Consider the following 16,950-nt stretch of genomic DNA (forward strand, 5'->3'; position numbering starts at 1 on the left):
CCCCGATCACTCGGCCACGTCGATGGTGCAGCGGTTGGATTCCACTCCGGCAGCCGTGACCACCTGGATCTCGGTGCGCCCGGGTTCCACTTCCGCCGGGACCGGCACCGTCAGCACCGCGTCGGAGGGGTTGGTGAACCCGCCCGGCACCGGGACCAGCGGCACGTGGACGTGGACCGCCCCGATCCGCACCACCAGCCGGGCGAGCATCTCCGGGGTCTGCGCGCCGGGCGGTACGAAGCCCACGCCCCGGATCTCGATGTCGTCCCCGGGGCGGACGGCGGCGTCCAGGTCCCCGGGCTCGCGTCTGCGCACCACCGACAGCACCAGCGGGCGGCTGCCCTCCGCGTACTTCGCCGCCAGGTAGACCGCTGCCGACAGGGCCACCAGCAGGGCCAGCGCCCAGGGCAGCTGAGGCAGCCGGTCCGGGAAGCGGGCGAGCGAGGCCGCCGCGTAGGCCAGTACGACGGTGGAGACGAGCACGTACTGCGCGTCGGGGAGGCTCCCGCGACCCGCGTCGTCCGTCAGCAGGTCCGCTCCGCGCGGCCGGTCGGCCGGCAGCTTCTGCAGCCGCTGGCTCATGATCCGTACGCAGACCACCCGGCGCACCAGCACCGCCACCGCGGAGGTCAGCACGACCACCGACAGCAGCGGCAGCGCCCGGTCCAGGGCGAGGCCCGCGTACAGCGCCTGCCGCTCCGGGCCGGGGACCGAGGCCGCCAGCCGCAGCGTGAGCAGCAGCGTGGCGAAGGCCGTCAGCACCACCCAGGCGGTGGGCACCGCCTTCGAGGCGGACAGCCGGTTGTCCTCGCCGACCAGCGGGGCCAGCAGCCCGCCGCGCACCGACTGGGCGCGGGCGGCGACCGTCAGCAGCCCGGCGAGCAGCAGGGCCGCGAGCAGTCCGGCGGTGCGCGCCGTGGACCAGCCGGCGCCGAGCGCGGCGGCGACCTGGACCAGGAGCAGGACGCCGGCGGCGATCCACACGGCGAGGACGGCCCGCCGGGAGAACACGTAGAGCCAGGAGTTGCCGGCTTCCCGGCCCCGGTCGGCGACCGTACGGGCCGACAGGGTCAGCTCGTCGGAGACCCACTGGCGGGAGGCGCCGAGGGAGTGGGCGACCGCGGCCGGCACGCCCTGCCCGGCGGCGAACTCGTCGCGCTTCTCCAGGAACGCGGCGACCGCGCGGCGGTGCCCTTCCCGTGCGCACTCTTCGCAGGCGCAGGCAGTGGTATGGGTGCCGCGGGACATCTCTTGGACAGCCATGTACGTGCCGCCTCTCTGAACTACGGGGCAATGCCAGCGAATTGTGCACCACTGGGGCAGTGCTCCGGATTGCGCACGATGTCAGAGCAGGTGATTAACGGTTCATGATGTTGACGCCATGTCCGCGACGGTCTGCCACAGCGGCTGGTAGCTCACCCAGGCGGCCAGGTCCCCGCCGAACCGCTCGCGGGTGGCCACGGCGCTGTGGTGGTCGATGAGCACCGGTTTCCCGGCGGCCCGTGCGATCAGCTGGACCTGTGCCGCCCGTTCCGCGGCGACGAACCACCAGGCGGCCGCGTCCACCGAGCCGCCGACCGTCAGCAGCCCGTGGTTGCGCAGGATGAGCGCCTTGTACGGCCCGAGCGCGCGCCCGATGCGTGCGCCGTCCTCCGCGCCGGCGTACTCGTCGAGGAGCGCGTGGTCCTCGTAGAAGGCGCAGGCCTCGTGGGTGATCGGGGCGAGCAGCTCGCCGAGGGCGGCGAGGGCCCTGCCGTACGGGGCCTGCGCGCGGACGACCGCCACCGCGTCGGGGCGGGCCCGGTGCACGGCGGCGTGCACGGCGAAGGCCAGCTGGTTGACGCGCCGCTCCCCCCGGACCACCCGTCCCCGTCGACGAGCAGCAGGTCCTCGGGGCCGAGCGAGGCGAAGGTCCGGCCGAAGGGGTTCACCCAGTAGCAGTCGTCGGACTCCGGGTCCCGCGCGGAGACGTGCCCGGCGACCCCGTCCTCGTACCCGAGGCGGGCGAACAGCCGCAGCGCGCCCGCGAGCCGCTCCTTGCGGTACGCGCGCTCCTCGGCCGGGTCCGTGTGCGCGGGCGGCATCTCGAAGCGCAGCCGTTCCACGGGCACGGGTGCGGGCTGGTCCGGCATGGGCGCTCCTTCGACGGCTCCTCGGCTCGCGGCGCAAGGTACCCGCGGCCCTGCCAAGTGGCCAGAGAAACGGACGAGCCGCCGCTCCGCAGGGAGCGGCGGCTCGTCACGCCCGGCGGGTGGGGACTGCTACTCCCACTCGATGGTGCCCGGGGGCTTGCTCGTGCAGTCCAGGACCACACGGTTCACCTCCGGCACCTCGTTGGTGATGCGGGTGGAGATCCGGGCGAGGACCTCGTAGGGCATGCGCGTCCAGTCCGCGGTCATCGCGTCCTCGGAGGAGACGGGGCGCAGCACGATCGGGTGGCCGTAGGTGCGGCCGTCGCCCTGGACGCCGACGCTGCGGACGTCCGCGAGCAGGACGACCGGGCACTGCCAGATCTCGCGGTCCAGGCCGGCCGCGGTGAGCTCGTGGCGGGCGATGGCGTCGGCCTCGCGCAGCAGGTCCAGGCGCTCCTTGGTGACCTCGCCGACGATGCGGATGCCGAGGCCGGGGCCGGGGAAGGGCTGGCGCTGGACGATCTCGTCGGGCAGGCCGAGCTCCTGGCCGACCATGCGGACCTCGTCCTTGAACAGCTGGCGCAGCGGCTCGACGAGCTCGAACTCGATGTCGTCGGGGAGCCCGCCCACGTTGTGGTGGGACTTGATGTTGGCGGTGCCGGTGCCGCCGCCGGACTCGACGACGTCCGGGTACAGGGTGCCCTGCACGAGGAAGGCGACCGCGGGGCCCTCCTCCTGGAGGATCTCCAGCTGGGCCTGCTCGAAGACGCGGATGAACTCGCGGCCGATGATCTTGCGCTTGGCCTCCGGGTCGGAGACGCCGGCCAGCGCGGTCAGGAAGCGCTCCTGCGCGTCGACGACCTTCAGCTGCACGCCGGTCGCGGCGACGAAGTCCTTCTCGACCTGCTCGGTCTCGCCCTTGCGCATCAGGCCGTGGTCGACGTAGACGCAGGTCAGCTGGGAGCCGATGGCCTTCTGCACGAGGGCCGCGGCGACCGCGGAGTCCACGCCGCCGGACAGGCCGCAGATGGCGCGCTTGTCGCCGACCTGCGCCTTGATGGCCGCGATCTGCTCCTCGACGATGTTGCCGGTGGTCCAGGTGGGGGCGAGGCCGGCGCCGCGGTAGAGGAAGTGCTCCAGGATCTGCTGGCCGTGCGTGGAGTGCATCACCTCGGGGTGGTACTGCACGCCGTACAGCTTCTTCTCGTCGTTCTCGAAGGCCGCCACGGGCACGACGTTCGTCGACGCGGTGACGGTGAAGCCCTCGGGGGCGGCGGAGCAGGCGTCGCCGTGGGACATCCACACCGACTGGTTGTCGGGGGTGCCCTCGAAGAGGGTGGAGCCGGCCTTGGAGACGGCCAGCGGGGTGCGGCCGTACTCGCGGGCGCCGGTGTTGTCGACCTGGCCGCCGAGCGTGACGGCCATCAGCTGGAAGCCGTAGCACATGCCGAAGACGGGGACGCCGGCCTCGAAGATCGCGCGGTCGAGCTGGGGGGCGCCCTCCTCGTAGACGGAGGACGGGCCGCCGGAGAGGATGATCGCCTTGGGGTTCTTGGCCAGCATCTCGTCGACGGGCATCGAGCTCGGCACGATCTCGCTGTAGACCCGTGCCTCGCGGACGCGGCGGGCGATGAGCTGGGCGTACTGGGCGCCGAAATCGACGACGAGAACCGTGTCCGGGGCGCTGTCGTGGACGGCGGAGGGTGCTTCTGGCACGGGGCGGCCTTCCGGCGGGAGAGGTGGCTGTTCTGTCGATTCTAACGGGGGACGCCGGGGCCCCTTCGTCTCACCATCCGAATGTGCTTGGCGTGCGGGGGGACGGGAGGCAATAATCCCTTCCGTGCGCAAGCAGCTGAGCTTCCTCTTTACCTATGGCACCGGCCGGTCCGGTCGCCATGGGTCATCGTGATGCTCGCTTGAGCCGCTGACTTCCCAGAGCGCCCCGGTCCGACAGGACCGGGGCGCTCCGCGTTTCCGCTCCTGACGGCACGACCCACAGGAGAACACCATGAGCGTCACCACCACCCCCGAGCAGCTGATCACCGAGTCCCGTACCCGTATCGACGCGATCGACGACCGGATCATCGGGCTGATCCAGGAGCGGATGGCCGTCTCGACGGTCATCCAGGACGCCCGGATCGCCTCCGGCGGGCGCCGGGTGCACCTCTCCCGCGAGATGGAGGTGCTGTCCCATTGGAGCGAGGCCCTGGGCAAGCCCGGGACCTCCCTCGCGATGACCCTGCTGGAGCTGTGCCGGGGCCGGGTGTGACGGCTGTTCGTCACCCGTCCGGCGCGTGACCGGGCCGGGGACCCTTCGTTGGTGAGGGTGTCCGCGGCAGCCAGCCGCGGAGCCGCAACACCATCACGCGTGGCTCCGCAGGAGCGATGAGACGTACGCCTCGTGGTGCGTGCGTCGTGGGACCTCGCTCCTTCGCGTGACCGGACGGCAGGGGACAGCAGCCCGGTCACCCCGCAGAAAACGGCCGGCCCGGGGGACGCCCCGGGCCGGCCGTTCCGCGTCCGCGGGCGTACGCGGCCGCGCGGGTGCCGTGGCTAGGCGTGCGTGCCGGTCCTGCGGCGGAAGGCCAGGACGAGACCGCCGCCCGCGGCCACGAGCACCGCGCCGCCGAGCGCGAGGGCCCCGGCGGAGCTGCCGGTGGCGGCGAGGCCGCCGTTCGCCGTGGCGCCGGAGGTGGCGGTGGCCGTGGCCGTGGCCGTGGCCGAGGAGGTCGCCGTGGCGGTCGGGGAGGCGGTGGCCGTGGCGGTCGGGCTCGGCGTGGCGCCGCCCTCCTTCGCGCTGATCACGACGGACGCCTTGTCGTTGGCGTGGTTCGGGTCCCACGGCTGGCCCTTGGTGCCCTCGGGCGTCCACTGGCCGACCGAGACGGAACCGGCCGCGTTCGCCACGACCTGCTCGATCTTCAGCTCGAACGGGTAGGTGAACTTCTCCCGCTCCCCCACGACGTGCCCGGTGGAGCAGAAGTAGCGCGGCGCGCCCAGCGTCTGCTCGCGGGTGGTGCCGTCGGCGTTGACGCCCTGGCAGCCGGCCGGCACCTTGGTGGCCTTCGTACCGGCCGGGATCACGATGTCGGTGCGGGCGACGCTCTCACCGGAACGCAGGTACGCCACCCAGGCGGGGCCGTTGTTGCGGAAGCCGAAGTCGGCCTTCACCGTCTCGCCCGCCCCGCCGGCGAGGGCGACGGGCCAGGCCACGAGGTCGGCGCTGTTCTTCGTCCGGAAGTCGAACTCCTGGAGGTTGTTCCAGGGGTCGAGGTCCACCGACTGAGCGGAGGCCTTGGCGGCGCGCTCGCGCACGGCCAGCTTCTTGCCGCCGGTCGGCTTCTTGGAGGTCTTGTCGGCCTTCGGCTCGTCGCCGGCTGCGTACACGGCGTAGGTGAGGCCGTCGGCGAAGGCGTGCGGGGCTGCCTTGAGGGTGAGCGGGCCGTCGACCCCGTAGACGGCGCCCGGCTTGTACTCGCCCTCCAGCAGGCACTGCACCGTGCTCCAGCCCGTGTTCCAGGGCCGGCCCTCGCTCGGGTCCTCGGAGTAGGAGCAGTTGTCGTACTGCTCGACCAGGTCGATGCCGTGCGTGGTGCGCATCTCCAGGACGACGCCCCGGACGGACTCCGTGCCCTCGTTGGCGAAGACGATCGACAGGGGCTGCTTGTCGCCCGGCTTCTGCTCCGCCTTGAGGTCGGCCCGCTCCAGGACGAGGTCGGGGCCGCCGATGCGGACCTTGGTGGTGGCGGTCTTGAACGTGGCGCCTTCGGCCTTGCCGGTCACGGTGAGGGCCGCGGTGGCGCCGGCCTTGCTGTCCTTGGCGGCGCTGAGGTCGAGGTCCACGACGGTGGTCTCGCCCTTCCACAGTGCGGGGCGCTTGCAGGTGACGGCGGCCTCGGTGAGGGCGCAGTCCGAACCCTGCTGCTTGGCGAGTGCGACGTCGGCGATGCCCTTGAGCCCGGTCAGGTCGATCGTGAACGTGCTCTGGCGGTCGAACGCCGAGGCGGTGTCGTTGACGAGCCGGAACTCGACCGAGGTCTTCTGTGGTCCGTCGTTCTGCCCGGGGTGCGGGCGCAGCCCGATCTCGGCCGGTCCGGCCAGGGTGAAGACGGGGTCCGCGGCGTGTGCGGGAGTGGCGGCGAGCCCCAGGGCGGCGACGCCGCAGGCAGTCAGCAGGGAGATGCGCTTTCTCATGCTGCCGTTGACGGCCGAATGCGGCGCGCAGTTGCCTCGTTGGCCGTGTGATCGACACCACAGCCCGGCTCGGCGGATTCCGGTACAACCATCAAGGCTGAACATCTGTCACGTATGTACCGCGGTGGGTACCGCGCTCGGAGGGGGAGCGCGGTACCCACCGCCGTCATCCGGCCGGTTCCGGATCCCGTGGGGGAATTTCGGGGACCGCCAGGAACGGCAGCCGCAGCGCGCCGAACGCGTCCTCGGGAACGGCCGGACGGACCGGTTCCACCGCGTCCAGGCGGGTGTAGGCCGCGCCCTGTTCGGGCCGCGGGTCCCGCTCTCCCTTGTTCGGCCAGTACGACATCGCCCGCTCCGCCTGTGCGGTGATCGTCAGCGACGGGTTGACGCCCAGGTTCGCGGAGACGGCCGCGCCGTCGACCACCGAGATGCCCGGGTGCCCGTAGAGGCGGTGGTACGGGTCCACCACGCCCTCCTCCGCGGACGCCCCGATCGGGCAGCCGCCGAGGAAGTGCGCGGTCAGCGGGGTCCCCATCAGCTCGCCGATGTTGCTGCCGGGGAAGCCGTTGATCTCCTCGGCCAGCAGGGTCGCGGCCTGCGTGGCCTCCGCGATCTGCACCGGGTTCGGGGCGCCGTGCCCCTGGCGGGCGGTGAGCAGGCCCTTCCCGATCCCTCCCGGCTTGCGGTACGTGGTCAGCGAGTTGTCCACGGACTGCATCACCAGGCCGATGATGGTCCGCTCCGACCAGCGCCGGTTCGACAGCGACCGGGCGAGGTGCACCGGGTGCCGCACGGTCCTGGCGAGCCAGCCGCGCACCCGGTGGGCGCTGTAGGGCACCTGCAGGACGGTCATGAACCCCATGGCGTTGGAGCCCTTGCCGTAGCGGACGGGCTCGATGTGGGTGTCGGCGTTCGGGTGCACCGAGGAGGTGATCGCCACGCCGCGAGTGAAGTCGGCGCGCCGCTCCTCGCCGGGGCCCGCGCCGCGCCGGCGGCGGTAGCGGCGGTCGTCGGTCTGCGCGCCGACCAGGCCCTCGGAGTTGGTCCGGGTCAGCTCCCCGAGCCGCTGCGACAGGCGCGGCAGCTCGCCGCGGTCCTTCATGGTGTGCAGCAGGGTCTGCGTGCCGTACGTCCCGGCCGCGACGACGACGTACCGGCAGCGCAGCACCTTCGCCTTGCCGCGGCGGCGGCCGTCGGTGGGCACGGTGCGGACGCGGTGGCCGCCCTCCGGGTGCTCGGACAGGGCGGTGACCGTCGTCATGGGGTGGATGACGGCGCCGGCCCGTTCGGCGAGGTGGAGGTAGTTCTCGTTCAGGGTGTTCTTCGCACCGTGCCGGCAGCCGGTCATGCACTCGCCGCATTCGGTGCAGGCCTTGCGGGCGGGGCCGGCGCCACCGAAGTACGGGTCGGCGGTCTCCTCACCGGGCCGGACCCGGGAGGTGCCCGCGGCGTCCTCGCCGTCCCCGAAGAACACGCCGACCGGGGCCATGTGGAAGGAGTCCGCCACGCCCATCCGGGCGGCGGCCGCCTTCAGGTGGACGTCGGAGGGCGTCAGGGTCGGGTTGAGGCGCACCCCGAGCATCCGCTTGGCCTGGTCGTAGTACGGGGCGAGTTCCTCGCGCCAGTCGGTGATGGACGCCCACTGACGGTCCTGGAAGAAGGCCTCCGGCGGCACGTACAGGGTGTTGGCGTAGTTGAGCGAGCCGCCGCCCACGCCGGCGCCCGCGAGCACCATGACGTTGCCGAGCAGGTGGATCCGCTGGATCCCGTACAGCCCGAGCGCCGGCGCCCACAGGTAGTTGCGCAGGTCCCAGCTGTTCTTCGGCAGGCTCTCGCGGGTGAAGCGGCGCCCTGCCTCCAGGACGCCGACCCGGTAGCCCTTCTCGGTGAGGCGCAGGGCCGAGACCGACCCTCCGAAGCCCGATCCGATGACGATGACGTCGTAGTCGTAGGCGTCGTCGCCGGATGCGTCGTGCGACACGGATACCTCCTCAGCGCAGTCGGAGAGCCTTCATGACCTTGAGGCTGCGGGTCATGAACGCCGCGTACTTCTCGTCGTCCATGCCCAGCGAGGGCGCCATCGGGACCAGCCGCTGGTGGGCGACGGTCTGGGCCTCGGTGTACTTGAGGATGCCCTCGGAGCCGTGGCGGCGGCCGAGGCCGGAGTCCTTCATGCCGCCCATGGGGGCCTGGGCGCTGCCGTAGGCGGGGGCGTAGCCCTCGTTGATGTTGACGGTGCCGGTGCGCAGGCGGGCGGCGACGGAGTGGCCGCGGCGGGCGTCCTTGGTCCAGACGCTGGAGTTGAGGCCGTAGGCGGTGGCGTTGGCCTCCGCGATCGCCTGCTCCTCGTCGGTGAAGCGGTAGATGGAGACGACCGGGCCGAAGGTCTCCTCGCCGCACACCGCCATGGGGGCCTCGACTCCGTCGAGGATGGTGGGCTCGTAGAAGAGCGGCCCGATGTCGGGGCGGGCGGTGCCGCCGGCGACGAGGGTGGCGCCCTTGGCGACGGCCTCGTCCACGTGCCGGGTCACGGTCTCCAGCTGGCGCTCGCCGACGAGCGAGCCCATGTCGGCGCCGTAGGCGAGGGAGGCGCCGAGCCGCATGGCCTTGGTGCGGGCGGCGAACCGCTCGACGAAGGCGTCTGCGATCGAGGCGTGGACGTAGAGCCGCTCGATGGAGATGCACAGCTGGCCGGCGGAGGAGAAGCAGGCGCGGACGGCGCCCGCGGCGGCCTTCTCGATGTCGGCGTCGTGCAGGACGAGCATGGCGTTCTTGCCGCCGAGTTCGAGGGAGACCCCGACGAGGCGGTCGGCGGCGCCCCGGGCGACCTCGCGGCCGGTGCGGGTGGAGCCGGTGAAGGAGACGTAGTCGGCGTGGCGGACCACCTCGGGGCCGACGACGGGGCCCTCGCCGAGGACGATCTGGAAGACCTCGGCGGGCAGCCCGGCCTCGATCAGCAGGTCGCGTGCCCACAGGGCGGTCAGCGCGGTCTCGGTGTCGGGCTTCATGACGAGCGCGTTGCCAGCGACGAAGGCCGGCAGGGCGTCGCCGACCGACAGTTCCAGGGGGTAGTTCCAGGGGGCGATCTGGCCGACGACCCCGCGCGGCTGGCGCAGCTCGGTCACCTTCGTGAGGGTGGGCATCGCACCCGTGTGGCCCTTGGGGCGCAGGTACGAGGGCGCCCTGCGGCCGTAATGGCGGGCGGACACGGCGACGGCCTGGACCTCCTCGTGGGCGTGCAGGCGGGCCTTGCCGGTCTCCAGCTGGATCAGGTCGAGGACCTCGGCCTGCCGGGCCAGGACCAGGTCGTGGAAGCGGAGCAGGACGGCGGCCCGCTTGCGTACGGGGACGGCTGCCCAGGCGGGCTGCGCGGCGCGGGCCCGGTCGAAGGCCTCGGCGACGTCCTCGGGGGTGGCCTCGGGGAGCTCCGCCAGCCGGTCCCCGGTGAAGGGGGTGTGGTTGGCGGTGCGGCCGGAGCCGATCACTCCGCGGGTCAGCCGGGCGACCAGGTCGGGGGTCACCACGTCGGCGGCGGTGCGGGCACCGGCCGGGGCCGGGGCGACCGGGTTGGTGGGCTGCGGTGCGGTCCGGAGGGGGGCGGCTGGGGCCTGCGAGTCCGTCATGCCGGTGAGCGTATTGCGCCCGGCAGCCTTTGGGTACCCGCCGGTAACCGGATTTTCCCTTTTCCGCCAGCGATCGCTGGCAGGATGCCCGGATCGGTGCCGATCAGGACTTCTTGGCGGGCGGCTCCCAGCCGCTGAGCACGACGTCGAACTGCTGCTCGGTCGTGGCCCAGTCGGCGACCGGGCTCGACATGTAGATCGCGTACTCCGTGCCGTCCGGGGCGATGTACATCTGCTCCTTGGCCCGCCGCGGGCCGGGGTGGGTCTGCTTCTCCGTCCAGCTGAAGTCCCAGAGCGCGGCCCGGGTGCTGTCCCGGAAGGTGTTCTGGTGCAGCCGCACCTTCTTGTAGTCGGTCCGCTTCGCCACCTGCTGCTCCAGGTCGAGGAGGTGCGCGAGCGGGTCCCTGTAGTCCGGGGTGGGATCGGAGGCGATCCGGATGAAGTGCTTGCCGTCGTCCGGGGTGTAGTCGATCTGGTCGCCGTTCGCCTTGCGGGTCCAGCCCTCCGGGACGAACAGCGTGAACCCGGCGAGCGGGTCGACCACCTTGTCGTATCCGGCCGGCGGGGTCGCCGGCTGCGGCTTTCCCTCGTCGCCGGACTGGCCGCCCGTCGAGCTCGTGACCCTGTCCTGGCCGCCGTCCGCCCCCGATTCCCCGGTGTACTTGAGGATCCCGAAGACACCGCCGCCGCCGAGCAGCGCGGCCACCAGGGCCACCACCGCGGCGCGCTTGATCCAGCCGCCGTCCCGGTCGGCGGGCACGGGCGCGGGCACCGTCCCGGACGCTGCCGACTCCGGCAGTGGCGCCGTCTGCGCGATCTCCTCGTGCGGGGCCGGCTCCTCGGGCCGCTCCTGCGCCGGGGCGAGCTCCTCCGAGGTGACCGCCCGCGTCGGCACGTACGCGTGCGCCGCCTTCGGCTCGCGGCCCTCCATCGCCTCCAGCAGCATCCGCTCGGCCTCCTCCGCCGAGGGCCGCTCCGTCGGATCCTTGCGCAGCAGGGAGGTGATCACCGGCCCCAGCGCCCCGGCCTGCCGCAGCGCCGGCGGCTCGTCGTTGACCACGGCCTGCAGGCTGGAGATGGGGGACGTACGGCGGAACGGGGAGCGCGCCTCGACCGCCGTGTAGAGGGTGGCGCCCAGCGACCACAGGTCCGAGGACGGGTCGGGGATGCCGCCGGTGACCCGCTCGGGCGCCAGATAGTCGATGGAGCCCACGATCTCACCGGTGCGCGTGATGGACGAGTCGCCCTCGATCGCGGCGATCCCGAAGTCCGTGAGCAGCACCCGGCCGTCCTTGGCGAGCAGCACGTTCCCCGGCTTCACGTCCCGGTGCAGCACGCCGACCGCATGCGCGGCGCGCAGCGCGCCCAGTACGTGCAGCCCGATCCGGGCCGCCTCGCGCGGCTCGATCCGTCCGGCCGCCTTGGCCGCGTCCGCCAGGGAGGGACCGTCGATGTACTCCATGACGATCCACGGCCGGTCGTCGTGCTCCAGCACGTCGTGGACGGTGACCACCGCCGGGTGCTGGATGCGGGCCGCGGCCCGCGCCTCCTTCTGCGTCCGGGCGTGCATGACGTCCCGGTCGGCCTGGGCGACGTACAGACCCGCCGTCAGTTCCTTGACCGCGACGGTCCTGTGGAGCAGCTCGTCATGCGCGCGCCACACCTTTCCCATACCGCCCCGGCCGATCGGCTCGACGAGCCTGTACCGGCCCGCCAGCACGGCGCCCCCACCAGTCTGCTGTTCCACGAAATCCCGCCGCTCTCTGCACTTCAGGCCAGATTACGGAGCCCACGGGGGCTGTCGGAACCGCCCGGGCGCCGAAAGACGGCACTGTGACGCAATCGCCGTACTGATCAGTCGTCAATATCCGCTCATCCCCCCGCCTTGTAACTCGCCGTGGCCTTCTCGAAGACTTCGGTGACCTTGGTCTGTTCGTCCTCCGGACCGGTCACCAGGACGACGTGGTAACTGCCGCCCAGCGCGACGACGAAGTTGCGGGCGAAGACGTTGCGCCCGGTCCCGTCGATCCACGTGTAGCGTCCCGTGGCCCGCAGTTGCTGTCCGACCCTGGTGGTCTTCACGTCCCCGACGGTCGACCAGGTGGAGGTCCGGTACGGCGTCAGCTCCGGCTCCTTGTCCTTCTGGTACGCCGCCGGGTCCGGATTTCCCTCGACCTTGTCCCGGCCGGGGACCACGGTCAGCACGAACGCCCCGCCGGTGTACCGCACCTGGCCCGCCTCGTTGATGCCGCGGCGCTCCCAGCCCTCGGGGACGGCGATCTCGAAGTGCTCCGGGTCCTGCTGGGTGGTGTAGCCGGGCGGGGCGGGCGCGGGCGCGGCCTGCGACGCCGCCGGCCCGGTCGTCTGCGGCGCGGGCCTGGACTCGGGCGTACCGGAAGGCACCTGGGAGGGGCTCGGCCGCGACGAGGCGTGCGCGGTGGCCTCCCCGGGGCCGTCCTGTTCCTGCGGGACACCGGCGCGGGGCATGAACAGCATCGCGTACGCGACGGCTCCGGCGAGGAGGACCAGGATGCCGACGAGCAGGGTCCGGCCGAGCGCGCGCGGCTTGCGGGCGGCCGTGGGGTTGCGGTGCCGGCCGTGGACCTCGCCGCGGCGGCGTACGACGGGCAGCCGCGCGGGATCCGGGTCGGGCATCGGGAGCACGCCGAGCCCGGCGTCCGGCTCGGGAGCGGACCGTACGAGCGAGCGCAGCCAGCCCCGCAGCTCCTCGAAGTCGGGCCGCTCGGTGGGGTCCTGACGCAGCAGGGACTCCACGACGGGGCGGAGCGCGCCGCACTCCTCGGCGAAGGCGGGGGGCTCGGCGCAGACCATCTCGACGAGCTCGGCGACGCTGTCCTCCGGGTACGGGGCGTGCCCCTGCACGGCGCGGTAGAGCAGCGCGCCGAGCGCCCAGAGGTCGGTGGCGGGCCCGACGGGCGCCGCCAGCTGCCAGTGCCCGTGCACGGGGCCGGCCTGCTCGGGGGCCCACCGCTCGGTGACCGCGCCGACCACGGCCATGCGCGTGTGCCGGGCCCGCTCGGCGTCGAGCCCGGTCCAGGAGGCCGCCTGCGGGGAGTGCTGCGGGGCCGGTTCCGGGGTGGGGGTCGGGAGCGGGAAGGGCCCGCCGGGCGCCGGGCGCCCCGGGTTCTCGGCCTGGCGGTAGCCCTGCGGCAGCGCGAGCTGCGCGGGCAGGGCGGGCGCGGTCGGCGGGTCGGCCCGGCTCCAGGCCGACGGGGCCGGGGCGGGCGAGCGCCGGGCCGCCGGCTCCGGCTCGGGCCCCGGCGCGGGTACGGGTCCGGGTCCGGGCTCGCGCTCGGACTGCGGCCCGCGTTCCTGCTCCGGCTGCCGCTCGCGTTCCTGCTCCGGCTGCGGCAGGGCCGGGAGGCGCGGGGTCGCGCCGTGCCAGGCGCCGCCGACCCGGGCCTGCGCTTCCCCGCCGTACGGGTACGCGTACCCCTGCGGGAGGGTCGATCCCTCGGGCCTGCGCCCGGGCGTGGCGCCGGACCCCGGCCCCGCCTCGATCGCGGCAGCGGCACCGCTCCCGCCGGCGGCTTCGGCCTTGCGCTGCTCGGTGACCCGGGCGGCCGCCGCCCGCGCCCCCGCCCGGTACGCGGCGATGACCCCGGCGCGCGCGGCGGCCTGGAGGTCGGGCCCGTCCTGCGGCCGGCCGGGGGTGATGTGATCGGTGTACCGCGGCCCGGTGTCGTAGCCGGGGGCCACGAGCGGCGCGTACCCGCCGTCGCTCGGCGCGCCGGACCCGGCGGGCGGGGGAACCGGAGGAGCCGGAACCGCGGGGGGCGGTACGGGAGCCGGTAACGGGGCGGGGGTGGGGCCCGCACCCCAGCGCTCGTCGGGGCCGGAGTCGTCGGTGCGGGGGACGGGGTCGTACCCGCAGAGGGCCTCCTCCGCGGCGCCGGCCGCCAGTCCCGTCAGGACGACCCGGCCGTCCTCGCACACCAACACCGTGCGGACGGTGATGTTCCGGTGGGTCCAGCCGTGCGCGTGCAGCACCCGCAGCGCGGTGAGCACGTCCGACGCCACCTCAGCCGCCCGGTAGGGGCTCAGGGGTTCGTCGGCGATCAGTGCGGCCAGCGGCCTGGCCGGGACGAGTTCGCTCACTATCCAGAGCGACTCGCCCTCGGCGAACACGTCGAAGACCTGGTCCAGCCGGGGGTGGTCGGGAATCGAGGCCGCGGCCTGCGCCGCCTCGATCGCGCGCCGCACGGCCGGCAGGTCGGCGGGGGCGCGGCGCGCCGCCGGGACGGCCAGGGCCCCGTCCACCAGCTCGGCGTCCACGACCTCCGGCAACGGCACCTGGCGGACCAGGACTTGCTGTCCGCTGCGCGTGTCGAAAGCCCGGGTCTCGACCAGCTCGTACTCGTCGGACGGCGGCAGCGGCAGGCGGTAGCGGCCGGCCAGGATCCGGCCCGCGTACTCCTCCACATCGCCTCCCCCGAGTGCGGTGGGCCCCCCAGGGCCCCGCTGACACGATACGTCGACAGGGGCGCCTGCGTCCCGGGGTCAGCCGAGAGGCCGGAAGGTCTCGAAGGCGACGTTGCGCATCTGGGTGCACTCGGGGCCGTCCCACTGGTCGGCGGGGCAGCTGATCATGATGGCGTAGCCGTGCGTGGCGTCGATCTTGAACCCGCGGTTGAGGACCCGGACCTTCATCCCGCCCTGCTCCCGCTCGAACTCCCAGTCCGCGACGGTCGGGTAGCCCCGGTACTCCGCCTTGTCTATGCGGATCTGCCGGTAGCCCTTGCTGCTGCCGCCCACGGCGGGGGCCAGCTTGACCCAGGCGAGGGCCGCGTCGTCACCCGGCTTGGAGGTGAAGTCCACCTGGATCCGCGGGAACCCGCCGTCGCGGCTGAATATGGCGCCGGAGTCGTCGCCCGCGGTGCCCGTCCGCTTGAACCCCTCGGGCATCGCCATCGAGAAGTGGAACCCGGGCTCCGTCACCATCGCGTATCCCGCGGGGAGTGCGCCGCCCGCTCCCCCGGTCGTGGCGCCCTGGCCCTGACCCTGGCCCTGACCCTGACCCTGGCCCTGGCCGGCCGTCTGCTGCCCCTGGCCCTGTCCGCCCGCGCCCGCGTCGGTACCGGCGCCGGCGGTGCCGCCCGTACCCGTCTCCCCGGTGTTCCCCGACGGCTTCGGGGAGCCCTGGTCGGCGCCGCCCGAGGTCTGCGGGGCGGACGCGGCGGGGGTGGCCTTGCCGCCCTTGCCCTCGTCCTTGGCGTCCTTGTCGTCGCCGCTGAAGGCGTAGGCGATCAGCGAGCCGACCACCGCGAGGACCGCGATCACGGCGGCCACCGCGAGCGCGATGGTGCGACGCGGCATGACGTCCGTCAGCGGCGCGACGACGGAGGCGGGGCGGCTCTTCGGCGCTTCCGCGGCCGAGACGGCCGTCGCGGCCGCGGCGGCCGGGGCTGCCGTCTGCGCCTTGCGGGCGGCCTTCAGCGCGGCGCGGGCGCGCTCGCGCTGCTCCCGCTCGCGGCGCTCCCGCTCCTTCTTGGCCGCCTTCTCGGCGGCCTTCTCCGCAGTGGCCTTCTCCGCGGCCTGCCGGGCGTCGGCCAGCGATATCTGCCGGGTCTCCTCGGCCACGGCGGGCACGGGGGCCGGTACCGGTTCGGGCGCGGCGAGGACGGCGGTGAGCATCGCCCGGGCACGTCCCTCGTCGAGCCGGCGGGACGGGTCCTTGGCGAGCAGACCGTAGATGACCTCGGTGAGCGGGCCGGCGTTCTTCGGCGGGTCCACCGGCTCGGTCATCACCGCGGTGAGCGTGGCGAGCGCGGACCCCTTGTCGTAGGGGGGAACCCCCTCGACGGAGGCGTACAGGAGGCCGCCGAGCGACCACATGTCGGCGGGCGGGCCGGGCTTCTGGCCCCGGGCGCGCTCGGGCGAGATGTAGGAAGGGGCTCCGACGAGCATGCCGGTGGAGGTGACGGAGGGGTCCCCCTCGACCTGCGCGATGCCGAAGTCGGTGAGGACGACACGGCCGTTGCCGGCGATGAGCACGTTGGAGGGCTTGACGTCGCGGTGCAGGATGCCCTGGCCGTGCGCGGCGCGCAGGACGTCGAGCACGGCGAGGCCGACCTCGGCGGCGCGGTGCGGGGTGAGGGGGCCGTTCTCGCGGATGAACTCGGCGAGCGAGGGCCCCTCGATGAGCTCCATGACGATCCACGGGCGGGCGTCCTCGTCGACGACGTCGTAGACGGTGACGGCGCCGCCGCTGCGGATCCGGGCGATGGCCTTGGCCTCGCGGAGGGTGCGGGTGATGAGGCGGCGCTTCTCGTCCTCGTCGACCCCGCTGCTGAAGCGGAGCTCCTTGACGGCGACGGTGCGGCCCAGGGTCTCGTCCTGGGCCCGCCAGACGGTACCCATGCCGCCCTTGCCGAGCACCGAGTTCAGCCGGTACCGCCCGGCCAGCAGCCGACCTTCGTCGCGTCCGCCACCGGCCGCCTTGGCGGCGGCGGCCTTCACGGCGGCGGCCATGGCATCGGCCTTCTCGACGACGGGATTGCCCCCGGTCGCCCCGACCGGCTTGACCGCCGGCTTCGCGTCCTCGGCGTCCGCCGCAGGCGCGGTCTTGCTCAGCTTCGGCTTCGACCCGTCAGGCGCAGCCTCGGGCTGCGCCGCAGGTGCGGGCTTGCCCGCCGCCGGCTTCGAGGCCGCGGGCCTCGCGTCTTCCGGCTCCGCCGCCGGCGCGGTCCTGCTCAGCTTCGGCTTCGACCCGTCCGACTCCGCCGCAGCCGCAGAGGAGGGCTTCGGCCCATCAGGCCCGGTGTCGGCGGCAGTCCTTGCCGCAGGTACGGAAACATCCTCGGGCTTCGCCGCAGGCGACGCCGCAGAGGCGCCATCGTCAAGCTTCGCCGCAGGCGCCCCGGCAGGTGACTCGGTGTGCTCCGGCTTCGACATGCGTCCCCTCTGCGATCGTGCCGCTGCTCCGCCCGCCCCAGCGGCTGAGCGACCCGGCGGCCGGGGCCCACGGTAACCCGCCC

9 protein-coding genes and 1 pseudogene are annotated in these 16,950 nt (G+C 73.6%); 1 reads left to right on the top strand and 9 read right to left on the bottom strand.

Going from position 1 to position 16,950, the window contains the following annotated elements:
- Positions 1-6: 6 nt before the first annotated feature.
- The 3 genes and pseudogenes from ACZ3X1_RS14870 to guaA all read right to left on the bottom strand — a co-directional run bounded on the left by ACZ3X1_RS14870 (position 7) and on the right by guaA (position 3,848).
- On the bottom strand, positions 7-1,263 hold the full coding sequence (locus ACZ3X1_RS14870) for a hypothetical protein (RefSeq protein ID WP_356811480.1): 1,257 nt from the start codon (positions 1,261-1,263) through the stop codon (positions 7-9).
- Positions 1,264-1,365: 102 nt separating this feature from the next.
- Positions 1,366-2,132 (bottom strand): annotated as a pseudogene (locus tag ACZ3X1_RS14875) (class II aldolase/adducin family protein).
- 129 nt (positions 2,133-2,261) lie between these two features.
- Positions 2,262-3,848: a glutamine-hydrolyzing GMP synthase gene (gene guaA / locus ACZ3X1_RS14880; RefSeq protein WP_356811482.1), complete on the bottom strand. Its 1,587-nt coding sequence runs from the start codon at positions 3,846-3,848 to the stop codon at positions 2,262-2,264.
- Positions 3,849-4,140: 292 nt separating this feature from the next.
- On the opposite strand from guaA, the gene ACZ3X1_RS14885 reads away from it, so the two are divergent.
- Complete coding sequence (locus ACZ3X1_RS14885) at positions 4,141-4,401, top strand: chorismate mutase (RefSeq protein ID WP_356811483.1); 261 nt, start codon at positions 4,141-4,143, stop codon at positions 4,399-4,401.
- Between the two features lie 284 nt (positions 4,402-4,685).
- On the opposite strand, the gene ACZ3X1_RS14890 is transcribed toward ACZ3X1_RS14885, so the two are convergent.
- The 6 genes from ACZ3X1_RS14890 to ACZ3X1_RS14915 all read right to left on the bottom strand — a co-directional run bounded on the left by ACZ3X1_RS14890 (position 4,686) and on the right by ACZ3X1_RS14915 (position 16,444).
- The gene (locus ACZ3X1_RS14890) at positions 4,686-6,326 is read right to left on the bottom strand and encodes a COG1361 family protein (RefSeq protein WP_356815758.1); all 1,641 of its coding nucleotides are present in this window, start codon (positions 6,324-6,326) and stop codon (positions 4,686-4,688) included.
- 166 nt (positions 6,327-6,492) lie between these two features.
- Positions 6,493-8,310 (bottom strand): GMC oxidoreductase, encoded by a 1,818-nt coding sequence (locus ACZ3X1_RS14895; protein WP_467279951.1) that lies wholly within the window; start codon positions 8,308-8,310, stop codon positions 6,493-6,495.
- 10 nt (positions 8,311-8,320) lie between these two features.
- A complete protein-coding gene (locus ACZ3X1_RS14900; RefSeq protein WP_356815755.1) occupies positions 8,321-9,952 on the bottom strand; it encodes a succinic semialdehyde dehydrogenase in 1,632 nt (543 codons plus the stop codon).
- Between the two features lie 103 nt (positions 9,953-10,055).
- Complete coding sequence (locus ACZ3X1_RS14905) at positions 10,056-11,699, bottom strand: serine/threonine-protein kinase (RefSeq protein ID WP_467279952.1); 1,644 nt, start codon at positions 11,697-11,699, stop codon at positions 10,056-10,058.
- A gap of 125 nt (positions 11,700-11,824) precedes the next feature.
- A complete protein-coding gene (locus tag ACZ3X1_RS14910; RefSeq protein WP_467279953.1) occupies positions 11,825-14,395 on the bottom strand; it encodes a protein kinase in 2,571 nt (856 codons plus the stop codon).
- A gap of 78 nt (positions 14,396-14,473) precedes the next feature.
- A complete protein-coding gene (locus ACZ3X1_RS14915; RefSeq protein ID WP_467279954.1) occupies positions 14,474-16,444 on the bottom strand; it encodes a serine/threonine-protein kinase in 1,971 nt (656 codons plus the stop codon).
- Positions 16,445-16,950 lie beyond the last annotated feature (506 nt).

Source organism: Streptomyces sp. NPDC023541, assembly GCF_055559995.1.

Bases quoted from the DNA above. Each gene is read 5' to 3' on its own strand.
- ACZ3X1_RS14870 (WP_356811480.1), bottom strand. From the start codon at position 1,263: ATGGCTGTCCAAGAGATGTCCCGCGGCACCCATACCACTGCCTGCGCC.
- ACZ3X1_RS14885 (WP_356811483.1), top strand. From the start codon at position 4,141: ATGAGCGTCACCACCACCCCCGAGCAGCTGATCACCGAGTCCCGTACC.
- ACZ3X1_RS14890 (WP_356815758.1), bottom strand. From the start codon at position 6,326: ATGAGAAAGCGCATCTCCCTGCTGACTGCCTGCGGCGTCGCCGCCCTG.
- ACZ3X1_RS14900 (WP_356815755.1), bottom strand. From the start codon at position 9,952: ATGACGGACTCGCAGGCCCCAGCCGCCCCCCTCCGGACCGCACCGCAG.
- ACZ3X1_RS14915 (WP_467279954.1), bottom strand. From the start codon at position 16,444: ATGGCCGCCGCCGTGAAGGCCGCCGCCGCCAAGGCGGCCGGTGGCGGA.